The organism is Streptomyces sp. QH1-20 (genome assembly GCF_041283565.1).
Taxonomy (GTDB): Bacteria; Actinomycetota; Actinomycetes; order Streptomycetales; family Streptomycetaceae; genus Streptomyces; species Streptomyces syringius.
In genome coordinates, this window is sequence record NZ_CP166299.1 from 1,640,476 (window position 1) to 1,655,824 (window position 15,349).

15 protein-coding genes are annotated in these 15,349 nt (G+C 71.2%); 1 reads left to right on the forward strand and 14 read right to left on the reverse strand.

Annotation, left to right across the window (positions count from 1 at the left end):
• Positions 1 to 28: 28 nt before the first annotated feature.
• The 6 genes from carB to pyrR all read right to left on the reverse strand — a co-directional run bounded on the left by carB (position 29) and on the right by pyrR (position 8,059).
• Complete coding sequence (gene carB, locus AB8O64_RS07245) at positions 29 to 3,337, reverse strand: carbamoyl-phosphate synthase large subunit (RefSeq protein WP_370418457.1); 3,309 nt, start codon at positions 3,335 to 3,337, stop codon at positions 29 to 31.
• Positions 3,330 to 4,472: a glutamine-hydrolyzing carbamoyl-phosphate synthase small subunit gene (gene carA / locus AB8O64_RS07250; protein ID WP_370418458.1), complete on the reverse strand. Its 1,143-nt coding sequence runs from the start codon at positions 4,470 to 4,472 to the stop codon at positions 3,330 to 3,332. Before carA ends, carB begins: the two co-directional genes overlap by 8 nt.
• Positions 4,469 to 5,047 carry a hypothetical protein gene (locus AB8O64_RS07255; RefSeq protein ID WP_370418459.1) on the reverse strand — a complete coding sequence of 193 codons (579 nt, stop codon included), beginning with the start codon at positions 5,045 to 5,047 and terminating at the stop codon, positions 4,469 to 4,471. Before AB8O64_RS07255 ends, carA begins: the two co-directional genes overlap by 4 nt.
• Positions 5,044 to 6,330 (reverse strand): dihydroorotase, encoded by a 1,287-nt coding sequence (locus AB8O64_RS07260; RefSeq protein WP_370418460.1) that lies wholly within the window; start codon positions 6,328 to 6,330, stop codon positions 5,044 to 5,046. The genes AB8O64_RS07255 and AB8O64_RS07260 overlap by 4 nt, the downstream gene beginning before the upstream one ends.
• Positions 6,331 to 6,332: 2 nt before the next feature.
• Complete coding sequence (locus AB8O64_RS07265) at positions 6,333 to 7,316, reverse strand: aspartate carbamoyltransferase catalytic subunit (protein ID WP_365371841.1); 984 nt, start codon at positions 7,314 to 7,316, stop codon at positions 6,333 to 6,335.
• A gap of 143 nt (positions 7,317 to 7,459) precedes the next feature.
• A complete protein-coding gene (gene pyrR / locus AB8O64_RS07270; protein ID WP_370418461.1) occupies positions 7,460 to 8,059 on the reverse strand; it encodes a bifunctional pyr operon transcriptional regulator/uracil phosphoribosyltransferase PyrR in 600 nt (199 codons plus the stop codon).
• Between the two features lie 221 nt (positions 8,060 to 8,280).
• Here pyrR and bldD point away from each other — a divergent pair, with 221 nt between their 5' ends.
• Entirely contained in the window at positions 8,281 to 8,781 is a 501-nt protein-coding gene (gene bldD, locus AB8O64_RS07275; protein WP_004948690.1) for a transcriptional regulator BldD, read from the forward strand.
• Positions 8,782 to 8,935: 154 nt separating this feature from the next.
• Here bldD and nusB read toward each other — a convergent pair whose 3' ends face one another.
• The 8 genes from nusB to aroC form a co-directional block, all read right to left on the reverse strand.
• Positions 8,936 to 9,367, reverse strand: a complete 432-nt coding sequence (gene nusB, locus AB8O64_RS07280) for a transcription antitermination factor NusB (RefSeq protein ID WP_130876861.1) — start codon at positions 9,365 to 9,367, stop codon at positions 8,936 to 8,938.
• Between the two features lie 2 nt (positions 9,368 to 9,369).
• Positions 9,370 to 9,936 carry an elongation factor P gene (gene efp, locus AB8O64_RS07285; protein ID WP_130876862.1) on the reverse strand — a complete coding sequence of 189 codons (567 nt, stop codon included), beginning with the start codon at positions 9,934 to 9,936 and terminating at the stop codon, positions 9,370 to 9,372.
• A gap of 48 nt (positions 9,937 to 9,984) precedes the next feature.
• Positions 9,985 to 11,091 carry an aminopeptidase P family protein gene (locus AB8O64_RS07290; protein WP_370418462.1) on the reverse strand — a complete coding sequence of 369 codons (1,107 nt, stop codon included), beginning with the start codon at positions 11,089 to 11,091 and terminating at the stop codon, positions 9,985 to 9,987.
• Positions 11,092 to 11,173: 82 nt separating this feature from the next.
• Positions 11,174 to 11,815 carry an AAA family ATPase gene (locus AB8O64_RS07295; protein WP_370418463.1) on the reverse strand — a complete coding sequence of 214 codons (642 nt, stop codon included), beginning with the start codon at positions 11,813 to 11,815 and terminating at the stop codon, positions 11,174 to 11,176.
• Positions 11,816 to 12,035: 220 nt separating this feature from the next.
• The gene (gene aroQ, locus AB8O64_RS07300; protein WP_370418464.1) at positions 12,036 to 12,479 is read right to left on the reverse strand and encodes a type II 3-dehydroquinate dehydratase; all 444 of its coding nucleotides are present in this window, start codon (positions 12,477 to 12,479) and stop codon (positions 12,036 to 12,038) included.
• Positions 12,476 to 13,567: a 3-dehydroquinate synthase gene (aroB, locus tag AB8O64_RS07305; RefSeq protein WP_356452076.1), complete on the reverse strand. Its 1,092-nt coding sequence runs from the start codon at positions 13,565 to 13,567 to the stop codon at positions 12,476 to 12,478. Before aroB ends, aroQ begins: the two co-directional genes overlap by 4 nt.
• Before the next feature lie 7 nt (positions 13,568 to 13,574).
• Positions 13,575 to 14,120 (reverse strand): shikimate kinase, encoded by a 546-nt coding sequence (locus AB8O64_RS07310; protein ID WP_356452074.1) that lies wholly within the window; start codon positions 14,118 to 14,120, stop codon positions 13,575 to 13,577.
• Positions 14,117 to 15,301 carry a chorismate synthase gene (aroC, locus tag AB8O64_RS07315; RefSeq protein WP_370418465.1) on the reverse strand — a complete coding sequence of 395 codons (1,185 nt, stop codon included), beginning with the start codon at positions 15,299 to 15,301 and terminating at the stop codon, positions 14,117 to 14,119. The genes AB8O64_RS07310 and aroC overlap by 4 nt, the downstream gene beginning before the upstream one ends.
• Between the last annotated feature and the right edge of the window lie 48 nt (positions 15,302 to 15,349).

Sequence of the window (15,349 nt, forward strand, 5' to 3'; positions counted from 1 at the left end):
GGTCCGGGGCGGGCGGGCGGAGGACGGGCTACTGCCGGGCGGCGGTCAGGCGCTCCGCGTGCTCCTGCAGGGAACACACGCCGACGTCGCCGCGGGTGAGCGCCTCGATGCCCTGGACGGCGGCCGCGAGGGCCTGGACCGTGGTCAGGCACGGCACCGCGCGGGCGACCGCGGCGGTGCGGATCTCGTAGCCGTCGAGGCGGCCGCCGGTGCCGTACGGGGTGTTGACGATCAGGTCGACCTGGCCGTCGTGGATGAGCTGGACGATCGTCTTCTCGCCGTTCGGGCCCTCGCCCTCGCTCTGCTTGCGCACGACGGTGGCGTTGATGCCGTTGCGCTTGAGCACCTCGGCGGTGCCGGAGGTGGCGAGCAGCTCGAAACCGTGGGCGACCAGCTCACGGGCCGGGAAGATCATCGAGCGCTTGTCGCGGTTGGCGACGGAGACGAACGCACGGCCCTTGGTGGGCAGCGCGCCGTACGCGCCGGCCTGCGACTTGGCGTACGCCGTGCCGAAGACCGTGTCGATGCCCATGACCTCGCCGGTGGAGCGCATCTCCGGGCCGAGGACGGTGTCCACGCCGCGGCCGGAGGCGTCGCGGAAGCGGCTCCACGGCAGCACGGCCTCCTTGACGGAGATCGGCGCGTCGAGCGGCAGGGTGCCGCCGTCGCCCTCCTTGGGCAGCATGCCCTCCGCGCGCAGCTCCGCGACGGTCGCGCCCAGCGAGATGCGGGCCGCGGCCTTGGCGAGCGGCACGGCGGTCGCCTTCGAGGTGAAGGGGACCGTGCGGGAGGCGCGGGGATTGGCCTCCAGCACGTAGAGGATGTCGCCGGCCATGGCGAACTGGATGTTGATCAGACCGCGGACGCCGACGCCCTTGGCGATGGCCTCGGTGGAGTTCCGCAGTCGCTTGATGTCGTAGCCGCCGAGGGTGATCGGGGGCAGCGCGCACGCGGAGTCGCCGGAGTGGATGCCGGCCTCCTCGATGTGCTCCATGACGCCGCCGAGGTAGAGCTCGTGGCCGTCGTAGAGCGCGTCGACGTCGATCTCGATGGCGTCGTCGAGGAAGCGGTCGATGAGGACCGGGTGCTCGGAGATCAGACCGGCGTGACGGGTGAGGTACTCCCCCAGCGAGGGCTCGTCGTAGACGATCTCCATGCCGCGGCCGCCGAGCACATAGGACGGGCGGACCATGACCGGGTAGCCGATCTCGGCGGCGATGCCCTTGGCCTCCTCGAAGGAGAAGGCGGTGCCGTACTTCGGCGCGGGCAGCCCGGCCTCGGTGAGCACCCGGCCGAAGGCGCCGCGCTCCTCGGCGAGGTCGATGGCCTCGGGCGAGGTGCCGACGATCGGCACGCCGTTGTCCTTGAGGGCCTGGGCGAGGCCGAGCGGGGTCTGGCCGCCGAGCTGGACGATGACGCCCGCGACGGGACCGGCGAGGGTCTCGGCGTGGACGATCTCCAGGACGTCCTCCAGGGTGAGCGGCTCGAAGTAGAGCCGGTCGGAGGTGTCGTAGTCGGTCGAGACGGTCTCGGGGTTGCAGTTGACCATCACGGTCTCGTAGCCGGCGTCGCTGAGCGCGAAGGAGGCGTGGACGCAGGAGTAGTCGAACTCGATGCCCTGGCCGATGCGGTTCGGACCCGAGCCGAGGATGATCACGGCGGGCTTCTCGCGCGGCGCGACCTCGGACTCCTCGTCGTAGGACGAGTAGAAGTACGGGGTCTTCGCGGCGAACTCGGCGGCGCAGGTGTCGACCGTCTTGTAGACCGGGCGGACGCCGAGCGCGTGCCGGACCTCGCGGACGACGTCCTCGCGCAGACCGCGGATCGCGCCGATCTGGGCGTCGGAGAAACCGTGCCGCTTGGCCTCGGCGAGGATCTCCGGCTCCAGCTTCTCGGCGGCGGCGAGCTCCTGGGAGATCTCGTGGATCAGGAAGAGCTGGTCGACGAACCACGGGTCGATCTTCGTGGCATCGAAGACCTCCTGCGCGCTCGCGCCGGCGCGGATGGCGTCCATGACCGTGTTGATCCGGCCGTCGGTCGGCACCACGGCCTTCGCGAGCAGCTCGGCCTTGTCGCCGGGCGTGGAGGAGAAGTCGAACTGCGAGCCCTTCTTCTCCAGCGAGCGCAGCGCCTTCTGCAGCGCCTCGGTGAAGTTACGGCCGATGGCCATGGCCTCGCCGACCGACTTCATGGTGGTGGTCAGCGTGGCGTCGGCGGCCGGGAACTTCTCGAAGGCGAACCGCGGCACCTTGACGACGACGTAGTCGAGCGTGGGCTCGAAGGACGCCGGGGTCTTCTCCGTGATGTCGTTCGGGATCTCGTCGAGCGTGTAGCCGACGGCGAGCCGGGCGGCGATCTTCGCGATCGGGAAACCGGTGGCCTTGGAGGCCAGCGCCGAGGAGCGGGAGACGCGCGGGTTCATCTCGATGACGATGATCCGGCCGTCGTCGGGGTTGACGGCGAACTGGATGTTGCAGCCGCCGGTGTCGACGCCGACCTCGCGGATGATCGCGATGCCGATGTCGCGCAGCCGCTGGTACTCGCGGTCGGTCAGCGTCATCGCCGGGGCGACGGTGATCGAGTCACCGGTGTGCACGCCCATCGGGTCGAAGTTCTCGATGGAGCAGACGACCACGACGTTGTCGTTCTTGTCGCGCATCAGCTCCAGCTCGTACTCCTTCCAGCCGAGGATGGACTCCTCCAGGAGCACCTCGGTGGTCGGGGAGAGCGTGAGGCCCTGGCCGGCGATGCGGCGCAGCTCCTCCTCGTCGTGGGCGAAGCCGGAGCCGGCGCCGCCCATGGTGAAGGAGGGACGGACGACGACGGGGTAGCCGCCGAGGGTGTCGACGCCCGCGATGACCTCGTCCATCGTGTGGCAGATGACCGAGCGGGCGGACTCGCCGTGGCCGATCTTGGCGTTGACGGCCTCGACGACGCCCTTGAACAGGTCGCGGTCCTCGCCCTTGTTGATCGCCTCGACGTTGGCGCCGATGAGCTCGACGCCGTACTTCTCCAGCACGCCGTTCTCGTGCATGGAGATCGCGGTGTTCAGCGCGGTCTGGCCGCCGAGGGTGGGCAGGAGCGCGTCGGGGCGCTCCTTGGCGATGATCTTCTCGACGAACTCCGGGGTGATCGGCTCGACGTACGTGGCGTCGGCGATCTCCGGGTCGGTCATGATCGTGGCCGGGTTGGAGTTGACGAGGATGACCCGCAGGCCCTCGGACTTCAGCACCCGGCAGGCCTGGGTGCCGGAGTAGTCGAACTCCGCTGCCTGGCCGATGACGATCGGGCCGGAGCCGATGACCAGGACGGACTGGATATCGGTGCGCTTAGGCACGCTGGCCCTCCATGAGCTTCACGAAGCGGTCGAACAGGTACGCGGCGTCGTGCGGACCGGCTGCTGCCTCAGGGTGGTACTGGACGCTGAAAGCCGGCTGGTCGAGGAGCTGGAGCCCCTCCACCACGTTGTCGTTGAGACAGACGTGGGAGACCTCGACACGGCCGTAGGGGGTGTCGGTCGCGGCATCGAGCGGGGCGTCGACGGCGAAGCCGTGGTTGTGCGCGGTGACCTCGACCTTGCCGGTCGTGCGGTCCTGCACGGGCTGGTTGATGCCGCGGTGGCCGTACTTCAGCTTGTACGTGCCGAAGCCGAGCGCGCGGCCGAGGATCTGGTTGCCGAAGCAGATGCCGAAGAGCGGCGTCCCGCGCTCCAGGACGGACCGCATCACGGAGACCGGGTGGTCGGCGGTGGCCGGGTCGCCCGGGCCGTTGGAGAAGAACACCCCGTCGGGGTCGAGGGCGTAGATGTCCTCCGCGGTGGCGGTGGCGGGCAGGACGTGCACCTCGATGCCGCGCTCGGCCATCCGGTGCGGGGTCATGCCCTTGATGCCGAGGTCGATCGCGGCGACGGTGAACTTCTTCGCACCGATCGCGGGGACGACGTACGCCTCCTTGGTGGCCACCTCGGCGGCGAGGTCGGCGCCCTTCATCTCGGGGGCCCGGCGCACCTCGGCGAGCATGGTGTCCGCGTCGGGCAGGTTGTCGCCGGAGAAGATGCCGACCCGCATGGCGCCGCTCTCGCGGAGGTGGCGGGTGAGGGCGCGGGTGTCGATGCCGCTGATGCCGACGACGCCCTGGGCGACGAGTTCCTCGTCGAGGGAGCGGCGCGAGCGCCAGTTGGAGGGGATCCGGGCGGGGTCGCGCACCACGTAACCGGCGACCCAGATGCGGCCGGACTCGGGGTCCTCGTCGTTGACGCCGGTGTTGCCGACGTGCGGGGCGGTCATGACGACCACCTGGCGGTGGTACGAGGGGTCGGTCAGGGTCTCCTGGTAGCCGGACATACCGGTGTTGAAGACCGCCTCGCCGAAGGTCACCCCCACGGCCCCGTAGGCGCGGCCGCGGAAGGTACGGCCGTCCTCCAGGACGAGTACGGCGGGAACCTTGCTGGCTCCCCGGGTGGAGGTCGTCATCGTGCGCCTTCCGTCTGGTTCTCGTTGTGCTGTGCTTGTGCCGTGGCGATCGCCTCGACCCAGGCCGCGTGCTCGGCGGCCCGGTCGGAGCGGAAGCCGGAGTCCAGCTGCTTGCCGCCGTGCTCCCAGGTGATCACCAGCAGGCCGCCCTCGGCGAGGACCTTGCCGGCGATGCCCTTGTCCAGCCGGGCGCCGCGCAGCCGGTCCGCGGGGATGAAGAAGTCCTGCGCCCCCGGCCGGACGACGTCCAGGCCTTGGTCCGTCAGGGTGAGCTCGACGCGGCTGCGGGTGCCGAGGCCGTGCGCGACCACTCGGTCGAGCCACTGCCCGGCGGTGGTGGAGCCGTGGTAGCGCCCGGTCATCGTGAGCGTGGGCGTTCCCGGCTCGGCGGGGGCGGTGGGGAGCTCGGGCAGATCGCCCTGGAGCGTGGCCCGCCACTTCCAGCCCTCGCGCATCAGCCAGTAGACGAGCGCGACGAAGAGCAGCAGTCCGACGACCCAGCCGATGCGCGCGGCCCAGTCGGTGACGTCCGCGGACTTCTGTTCCGCCGCCAGATTGATCAGTGCAGATGTCACGCGAGATTCCCGTCCACGACCGTTGCCCGGCCCCGCAGGAAGGTGTGGGTGACGCGCCCCGGCAGCTCGCGGCCCTCGTAAGGGGTGTTGCGGCTGCGGGAGGCGAAGCCCGCGGGGTCCACGACACCACGGTAAGCGGAATCGAGCAGGGTGAGGTTGGCGGGCTCCCCGGCGGCGATCGGCCGTCCGTGTCCTTCGAGGCGGCCGATCGCGGCCGGGCGGACGGACATCCGGTCGGCGACGGCCTCCCAGTCGAGGAGACCGGTGTCGACCATCGTGTGCTGGACGACGGACAGGGCGGTCTCCAGGCCGACCATGCCCATGGCCGCCGCGCCCCACTCGCAGTCCTTGTCCTCGTGCGGGTGCGGGGCGTGGTCGGTGGCCACGATGTCGATGGTGCCGTCGGCGAGGGCCTCGCGCAGGGCCATCACGTCGGCTTCCGTGCGCAGCGGCGGGTTGACCTTGTAGACCGGGTTGTAGGAGCGCACCAGCTCGTCGGTGAGGAGCAGGTGGTGCGGGGTGACCTCGGCGGTCACGTCGATGCCGCGGGACTTGGCCCAGCGGACGATCTCGACCGAGCCGGCGGTGGAGAGGTGGCAGATGTGCACACGGGAGCCGACGTGCTCGGCGAGCAGCACATCACGGGCGATGATCGACTCCTCGGCGACGGCGGGCCAGCCGCCGAGGCCGAGCTCGGCGGAGACGATGCCCTCGTTCATCTGGGCGCCCTCGGTGAGGCGGGGCTCCTGGGCGTGCTGGGCGACGACGCCGTCGAAGGCCTTCACGTACTCCAGGGCGCGGCGCATGATCACCGCGTCGTCCACGCACTTGCCGTCGTCGGAGAAGACCCGCACCCCGGCGGCCGAGTCGTGCATCGCGCCGAGCTCGGCGAGCTTCTTGCCCTCCAGGCCGACGGTGACGGCGCCGATGGGCTGGACGTCGCAGTAGCCGGACTCCTTGCCGAGCCGCCAGACCTGCTCGACGACGCCCGCGGTGTCGGCGACGGGGAAGGTGTTGGCCATGGCGAAGACGGCCGTGAAGCCACCGCTGGCCGCGGCGCGGGTGCCGGTCAGGACCGTCTCGGAGTCCTCGCGGCCGGGCTCGCGCAGATGGGTGTGCAGGTCGACGAGGCCCGGCAGCAGGATCCGGCCGTCGGCCTCGATGACCTGGGCGCCCTCGGCGGACAGGCCGACGCCGACCTCGGCGATGGTCTCGCCGTCGATGAGGACGTCCTGCGGCTCGCCGCCGAGGACCTTCGCACCACGGATCAGGATCTTGGTCATGGTTACTTGTTCTCCTCGGTACGGGCGGAGTTCGTGACGGCGGGCTCGGAGCCACCGAGCAGCAGGTAGAGGACGGCCATGCGGGTGGAGACGCCGTTGGCAACCTGCTCCACGGCCGTGCAGCGCTCGGAGTCGGCGACCTCGGCGGTGATCTCCATGCCCCGGTTCATCGGGCCGGGGTGCATCACGATGGCGTGTTCCGGCATCCGGGCCATGCGGTCGCCGTCGAGCCCGTAGCGGCGGGCGTACTCGCGCTCGGTGGGGAAGAAGGCGGCGTTCATGCGCTCGCGCTGGACGCGCAGCATCATCACCGCGTCGGACTTCGGCAGCACGCTGTCGAGGTCGTAGGAGACCTCGCAGGGCCAGGTCTCGACGCCGATCGGCACCAGCGTGGGCGGGGCGACCAGGGTGACCTCCGCGCCGAGCGTGTGCAGCAGGTGCACGTTGGAGCGGGCCACCCGGCTGTGCAGCACGTCGCCGACGATCGTGATCCGGCGGCCGGCCAGGTCCCGGCCGAGCCCGGCGTCCCGGCCGACGAGGCGGCGGCGCATGGTGAAGGCGTCCAGCAGGGCCTGGGTGGGGTGCTCGTGGGTGCCGTCGCCGGCGTTGACGACGGCCCCGTCGATCCAGCCGGAGTTCGCCAGCCGGTAGGGGGCGCCGGAGGCGTGGTGGCGGATGACGACCGCGTCGGCGCCCATGGCCTCCAGGGTCAGGGCGGTGTCCTTGAGCGACTCGCCCTTGGAGACCGAGGAGCCCTTGGCGGAGAAGTTGATGACGTCGGCGGAGAGCCGCTTGGCGGCGGCCTCGAAGGAGATGCGGGTGCGGGTCGAGTCCTCGAAGAAGAGGTTGACGACGGTACGGCCGCGCAGGGTGGGAAGTTTCTTGATCGGCCGGTCGGCGACCCGCGCCATCTCCTCGGCGGTGTCGAGGATCAGGACGGCGTCGTCGCGCGTGAGGTCGGCGGCCGAGATGAGGTGGCGCTTCATCCGGTTACTCCGTGGTCGAAGAGGTATGGGGGTGCCTGGGCGAGCAGCTGCCGGGCATGCGGCGGCACGGTCCCGGCGCCCTCGGGCCCTGCCGGACCCGGCTGGGCCCGGAACGGGAGGCACCGGGGCGGTGGGGCGTGGGGCTACTGCTCGTCGGCCGCGGTGGGCTCGCGGAGCCCGAGGAGCACGCTGTCGCGGCCGTCCTCCTCGGTGAGCTGCACCTTGACCGTCTCCCGCAGCGACGTGGGGAGGTTCTTGCCGACGTAGTCGGCACGGATCGGAAGCTCACGGTGGCCGCGGTCCACGAGGACCGCGAGCTGGACCGCGCGCGGGCGGCCGATGTCACCGAGCGCGTCGAGCGCGGCGCGGATGGTGCGGCCGGAGAAGAGCACGTCGTCGACGAGGACCACGAGCCGGCCGTCGATCCCGTCACCGGGGATCTCGGTGCGGGCGAGCGCGCGGGCCGGGCGGAGCCGCAGATCGTCGCGGTACATGGTGATGTCGAGGGAGCCGACGGGCATCTTGCCGCCGGTGATCTCTTCGAGCTTGGCGGCCAGTCGGCGGGCGAGGAAGACGCCACGCGTGGGGATGCCGAGGAGCACCACGTCGTCGGCGCCCTTGGCGCGCTCGACGATCTCGTGGGCGATCCGGGTCAGTACCCGGGCGATGTCCGGTGCTTCGAGCACGGGACGCGCGGAGCCGGTCGGGTTCGCCGCCGGATTCACGTCACGGTTTGCGTCCATACGAAACGGACCTCCTTCTCCGCCTCACGGGACGGACTTTAAAGGACGTCGGATTAACGTGTTTCACGGTACCAGGGCCCCCGGGAAACACTCACCACCACCCCACGTGGGCCAGGGTGTGGACCATTCGGCTTGACGAAGCCAGATTACGCTGCGTAACCTCACAGTGAGTTACCAGCCCGCGGCGGAGCCGCATATCGATACGCTGTCTGGGGAGCTTTATGTCCAGCGAATACGCCAAACAGCTCGGGGCCAAGCTCCGCGCCATCCGCACCCAGCAGGGCCTCTCCCTCCATGGCGTCGAGGAGAAGTCCCAGGGCCGCTGGAAGGCCGTGGTAGTGGGTTCGTACGAGCGCGGCGACCGTGCCGTGACCGTGCAGCGCCTGGCCGAGCTGGCCGATTTCTACGGCGTGCCGGTGCAGGAGCTGCTGCCGGGTACCACGCCCGGCGGGGCCGCCGAGCCGCCGCCGAAGCTCGTTCTGGACCTGGAGCGGCTGGCCCACGTGCCGGCCGAGAAGGCGGGCCCCCTCCAGCGCTACGCCGCGACCATCCAGAGCCAGCGCGGCGATTACAACGGCAAGGTGCTGTCGATCCGCCAGGACGACCTGCGCACCCTCGCAGTGATCTATGACCAGTCGCCCTCGGTGCTGACCGAGCAGCTGATCAGCTGGGGCGTGCTCGACGCGGACGCGCGCCGTGCCGTGCAGCACGAAGACGCCTGACGCGTAGCGTCGGTCGCCGTCTTCTGCGCAGACCGTGGCGGAATCCGCGGAAATCTGAGCAGAAACGTACCGCCGGGGGCGGTGGAACCCTTTCGGGTTCTCACCGCCCCCGGCGGTTTTTTGCGCTGTGCGGGTGCTGTGCGGGCTGCGGCGGCTATTCCGCGCGCCGCAGACCCGGCTTGAGCTCCTTGAAACGGCCGAGCAGACCGTTGACGAAAGCGGGCGAGTCGTCGGTGGAGAACTCCTTGGCGAGCTGCACCGCCTCGTCGATCGCCACCGCGTCCGGGGTCTCGTCCTCCCAGATCAGCTCGTACGCACCGAGGCGCACGATGTTCCGGTCGGCGACCGGCATCCGGTCCAGGTCCCAGTCGACCGCGTAGGTCGCGATGAGCTCGTCGATCCGGGACACGTGCTGCGCGTATCCCTCGACCAGCTGCATCGTGTACTCGTTGACCGGCGGCTGCCGGTCGTCGGACCGCGAGTGCCGGACCCAGTCCGCGAGCACGTTCTGCACGGAGGAACCGCGCTGATCGGCCTCGAAGAGGATCTGGAAGGCGCGCTTACGGGCCTTGCTACGGGCGGCCACGGTTAGCTGTTCACCCGACCGAGGTAATCACCGGTGCGAGTGTCGACCTTGATCTTCTCACCCGTGGTGATGAAGAGCGGGACCTGGATCTCGTAGCCGGTCTCCAGCTTGGCGGGCTTGGTGCCACCGGTGGAGCGGTCGCCCTGGACGCCCGGGTCGGTGTGCTCGATGACGAGCTCGACCGCGGCCGGCAGCTCGACGTAGAGCACCTCGTCGCCGTGCTTGGCGACGACGGCCTCGAAGCCCTCGAGCAGGAAGTTGGCGGCGTCACCGACGGCCTTGCGGTCGACGTGCAGCTGGTCGTACGTGTCCATGTCCATGAACACGAAGTACTCGCCGTCCATGTACGAGAACTGCATACCGCGCTTGTCGACGGTGGCCGTCTCGACCTTGACGCCGGCGTTGAAGGTCTTGTCGACGACCTTGCCCGACAGCACGTTCTTGAGCTTGGTACGGACGAAGGCGGGGCCCTTGCCGGGCTTGACGTGCTGGAACTCGACGACGGACCAGAGCTGGCCCCCGTCGAGCTTGAGCACCATGCCGTTCTTGAGGTCGTTCGTGGAAGCCACGGTTGCGGAATCTCCTGGACTGAAGCTGGTGGAACCAGGAGATGCGCGCTAAAGCGCGAGCAGCTCCTTGGTCGTGATGGTGAGTAGCTCGGGTCCGCCGTCCGCCTCAGGGCGGACGACGAGCGTGTCATCGATCCGGACGCCGCCCCGCCCCGGGAGGTGAACCCCCGGATCTACGGTGACCGGCACGCAAGCGTCCAGTTTACCCATGGCCGAGGGCGCCAGCCGAGGGTCCTCGCCGATTTCGAGTCCCACACCATGGCCGATGCGCGGTCCGAGCCGCTCGGCGTGCCCCGCGCCCTCCAGCACGAGCCGTGCCGCGCGGTCCACTTCGCGGTACGCGGCGCCCGGCGCGAGCGCCTCCCGGCCGGCCCGCTGGGCTGCGAACACCTGCTCGTACAGCTCGATCTGCCAGTCCGCCGGGGAGGTGCCGATCACAAACGTACGGGCCACCTCGCTGCGGTAGCCGCGATAGTCGGCGCCGAGGCAGACACTGAGAAAATCGCCTTCCTCGACCCGGCGATCGGTCGGCGGATGACCGACCAGACCCGAATTCGGCCCGGTGCCCACCGAGGTCGGAAAGGCAGGGCCCCGCGCACCGTGATCGATCAGCCGGCGCTCGAGTTCCAGCGCGAGGTGCCGCTCGGTGCGCCCGACGAGGATCGATTCGAGCAGTTCGCCCAAGGCGTGGTCGGCGATCTCCGCGGCGATGCGCAGGGTGGAGATCTCCTCGTCGTCCTTGACGATCCGCTGCTGCTCGACGGCCGTGCCGAGATCCGCCAGCCGCAGCCCGGGCGCGACGGAGCGCAGCGCGCGGTGCCGGGCCACGGTCAGATGGTGCTCCTCGACCGCGAGGGAGCCCACCTTGGCGGCCGCGGCGCGCTCGGCACCCGCGACGGCCGGGTCACCCTCCGGCGTCGGAAGCACCACGACCCGCAGATCCTCGGCGGGCCGGCCGGCCGCGCCGGCCGCGTACGGATCGTCGGCGCACAACAGCACGTCCTCGCGCCCGCCGACCAGCAGCGCGGCGCCGGCGGGCGCCCCGCCGGCCAGATAGCGGACATTGGCGCCCCCGGAGACGAGCGCGGCCTCGCTGCCGGCCGCCTCGCACCGCTCGCGCAGCCGCGTGCGCCGTGCCGCGTAGACCTCGGACATGCTTTTGAGCGTACGGTCGGGCGCCGTGGGCGGCCGTTCCAGCGCGTCCGACCGAGGACCGACCGGAGACTCACCCCGCGCTCTACCAGCTGGGCGGGCTGGCCAGGGAGCGGGCGACCACGTCGTCGAGCAGCCGGGCGGTGGTGGTCACGTCCTGCTGGGTGTTGTCGATGATCGGCAGGCCGGAGCCGTACCAGCCGGCCATGCGGCCGTGGATCCGGGCGACCTCCTCGTCGCTGAGCCGGCGGTTGCCGCTGCGCTCGGCGTTGCGCTCCAGGACGACCTCGAGGCCCGGCAGCAGCACGACGGGCAGCAGACCGGGGCCGACGTGCCGCTTCCAGCCGCCGAGGCCCACGACGGGCCGGTCGGGGAAGACCGCGTCGTCGAGGATGCAGGAGATGCCGTTGGCCAGGAAATTGCGGGCCGCGAAGCCGCAGGTGCGGCGGGCGAGCCGGTACTGGGCCTCGGAGTGGTCGTTCCACCCGGACTGCGGGTCCGCGAAGCCGGAGCGCACCCACTCGCGCACGTCGTCGAGGCTGATGTGGGCCGTGGGCACCCGGCGGGTGTCGGCCCAGTGCCGGGCCACGGTGGTCTTCCCCGCGCCGGCCGGACCGATGAGCAGCACCGCGACGGCGGCGGTCTGCGCTGTGGCGTCCTGACTGGGCGCGGGCGGCGGCACTGCCGGCATCGGGGGGTGCGTTGGCGGCCCCACGGGGTACTGCATCCGGTGGCACTCCGTCTCGTACGGGCGACTGGCGGGGGTCTTCCCCGGTCCCGTCCCTTCCCGTCCTCAATCGCCGGACGGGCTGAAAATCAGCCCGTCCGGCGATTGAGGACACCGCGCGCAGCGCGGTCACGGGGTCCGGGGCGGAGCCCCGGTGACGGGAAGGGGCGGGACCGGGGAAAGAGTAAGCTCTCCGGCCCCCACCGGGGGAACGGCCCCGTCAGCCCGTCAGTTCCTCCGCCAGCGCGCGCAGCGCGAGCCGGTACGAGCCGATGCCGAACCCGGCGACCGTGCCGCTGGCGACCGCCGCGATCACGGAGGTGTGGCGGAACTCCTCGCGCGTATAGGGGTTGGAGATGTGCACCTCGATGAGGGGCGCGGTGCGCTGGGCCGCCGCGTCCCGCATCGCGTACGAATAGTGCGTGAAGGCCCCGGGGTTGATGACGACGGGGACCGAGCCGTCCGCGGCCTCGTGCAGCCAGCGGATCAGCTCGCCCTCGTCATTGGTCTCCCGGACCTCGACGGCGAGGCCGAGCTCCCCGCCGAGCCGGGCGCACTCCTCGACCAGGCCCTGGTACGAGGTCGAGCCGTAGACGTCGGGCTCGCGGGAGCCCAGCCGGCCGAGGTTCGGCCCGTTGAGGACGAGCACCCGGCGCCCGCTCACGAGGCGATCTCCGCGTGTGCCGCCAGCAGCATCGCCGGGTCCGGTGCCTCCAGGACCGTCGGCTTCGCCAGACCGTCCAGGACGATGAAGCGCAGCCGGTCACCGCGGGACTTCTTGTCGACCTTCATGGTCTCCACCAGCTTGGGCCACTGGTCGCCACGGTAGGTGACGGGCAGGCCCACGGATTCGAGGATGGCGCGGTGCCGGTCGGCGGTCGCGTCGTCCAGGCGGCCGGCGATCCGGCCGAGCTCCGCGGCGAAGACCATGCCGACGGCGACGGCCGCACCGTGCCGCCAGTTGTAGCGCTCGTTCTTCTCGATGGCGTGGGCGAGGGTGTGGCCGTAGTTGAGGATCTCCCGCAGGCCCGATTCCTTCAGGTCCGAGGAGACGACATCGGCCTTGACCTTGATCGCGCGCTCGATCAGCTCCGAGGTGTGCGGACCCTGCGGCGTGCGGGCGGCCTCGGGATCGGCCTCGATGAGCTCCAGGATCGCCGGGTCGGCGATGAAGCCCGCCTTGATGATCTCGGCGAGACCGCTGACGTAGTCGTGGACCGGCAGCGACTCCAGCGCGGCCAGGTCGCACAGGACCCCGGCCGGGGGGTGGAAGGCGCCGACGAGGTTCTTGCCCTCGGCGGTGTTGATGCCCGTCTTGCCGCCCACGGCCGCGTCGACCATGCCCAGCACGGTGGTGGGCACGGCGATCCAGCGCACCCCGCGCAGCCAGGTGGCGGCGACGAAGCCCGCCACGTCCGTGGTGGCACCGCCGCCGACGCCGACGATGACGTCGGTGCGGGTGAAGTTGGTCTGCCCGAGCGCCTTCCAGCAGTAGGCGGCGACCTCGACGGTCTTGGCCTCCTCGGCGTTCGGGAGCTGGATGGCGATGGCCTCGTAGCCCTGCGCGGCCAGGTCCGCGCGGAGCACCTCACCGGTCTCGGCGAGCGCCTCGGGGTGCAGCACGGCCACCCGCTGGGCGGCGGTGCCGATCAGGCCGGGCAGCTCGCCCAGCAGCTGACTGCCGACCAGGACCTCGTACGGCGCGGTGCCCGCGCTGCCGGCGACCTGGATACGGGTAGGGGCGTCGGTCATGCGTTCCTCACTGCGGGATGTCCGGTGTGTGGGCCCGGGGCAGCTGGAGTGCCTCCAGCACGGCGTCGGCCACCTGGGCCGGGGTGCGGCCGCCGGTGCCGACGACGGCGCGGGCGACCTCGGTGTAGAGCGGGCGGCGCGCCTCCATCAGCTCGCGCCACCGCTTGCGGGGGTTGACGGCGAGCAGCGGCCGCGGGGCGTCCAGGCCCACCCGGTGGACGGCGTCGGCGAGCTCGACGTCGAGGAAGACCACGGGCAGGCCCCTGAGCAGGGCGCGGGTGTCCGGGTCCATGACGGCGCCGCCGCCGAGGGAGAGCACCCCGGGGTGCTCGGCCACGGCGGCGGCCACGGCCTGCCGCTCCAGCTCACGGAAGTGCGGCTCGCCCTCGTCGATGAAGATCTCCGGGATGGGCTTGCCGGCGGTCCGCTCGATGTCGGCGTCGGTGTCCCGGTAGCCGGTGCCCAGCCGCTCGGCGAGCAGGGCACCGATGGTGGACTTGCCCGCTCCGGGCGGGCCCACCAGGACGACGACGGGTGTGCCGGGCGGGGTCACTTGATGGCCAGGTTGTCGAGGTAGCCCCGGACGTTGCGACGGGTCTCGGTGACGCTGTCGCCGCCGAACTTCTCGACGACCGCGTCCGCCAGGACGAGCGCCACCATGGCCTCGGCGACGATGCCGGCGGCGGGGACGGCACAGACGTCGGAGCGCTGGTGGTGCGCCTGCGTCGCCTCACCGGTGACGACGTCGACGGTGGCCAGCGCGCGCGGGACGGTCGCGATCGGCTTCATCGCCGCCCGGACGCGCAGCAGCTCACCGGTGGTCAGACCGCCCTCGGTGCCGCCGGAGCGGCCGGAGGTGCGGCGGATGCCGTCCTCGGTGGCGACGATCTCGTCGTGCGCCTTGGAGCCGGGCACCCGGGCCAGGTCGAAGCCGTCGCCGACCTCGACGCCCTTGATGGCCTGAATGCCCATCAGGGCAGCGGCCAGGCGGGCGTCCAGGCGCCGGTCCCAGTGGACGTGCGAGCCGAGGCCGACCGGTACGCCGTAGGCGAGGACCTCGACGATGCCACCGAGGGTGTCACCGTCCTTGTGGGCCTGGTCGATCTCGGCGACCATCGCCTTCGACGCGTCGGCGTCCAGGCAGCGCACCGGGTCGGCGTCGAGCCGCTCGACGTCGGAGGGCTTGGGGAGGACGCCGTACGGGGCCTTGGCCGCCGCCAGCTCCACCACGTGCGAGACGATCTCGATGCCGGCCGTCTCCTTGAGAAAGGAACGGGCGACGGCGCCGAGGGCGACACGGGCGGCGGTCTCACGGGCGGAGGCGCGCTCCAGGACCGGCCGGGCCTCGTCGAAACCATACTTCTGCATACCCGCCAGGTCGGCGTGACCGGGGCGCGGCCGGGTCAGCGGGGCATTGCGGGCCAGCGAGGCGAGCTCTTGGGGGTCCACCGGGTCGGCCGCCATGACCTTTTCCCACTTGGGCCACTCGGTGTTGCCCACCATGACCGCGATCGGGGAGCCCATGGAGAGGCCGTGGCGGACACCGCCGAGGAAGGTGATCTCGTCGCGCTCGAACTTCATGCGCGCGCCGCGCCCATAGCCGAGGCGCCGTCGGGCCAGGTGGTCCGCCACCATGTCGGTGGTGATCGGCACGCCGGCGGGAAGGCCCTCCAGCGTCGCCACGAGTGCGGGGCCGTGCGACTCCCCGGCCGTCAGCCAGCGCAACCTGCTCAACGGGACTCCTCTTGCTCGCGCCTGGATCATGCGGTGACGTGTCCGGAG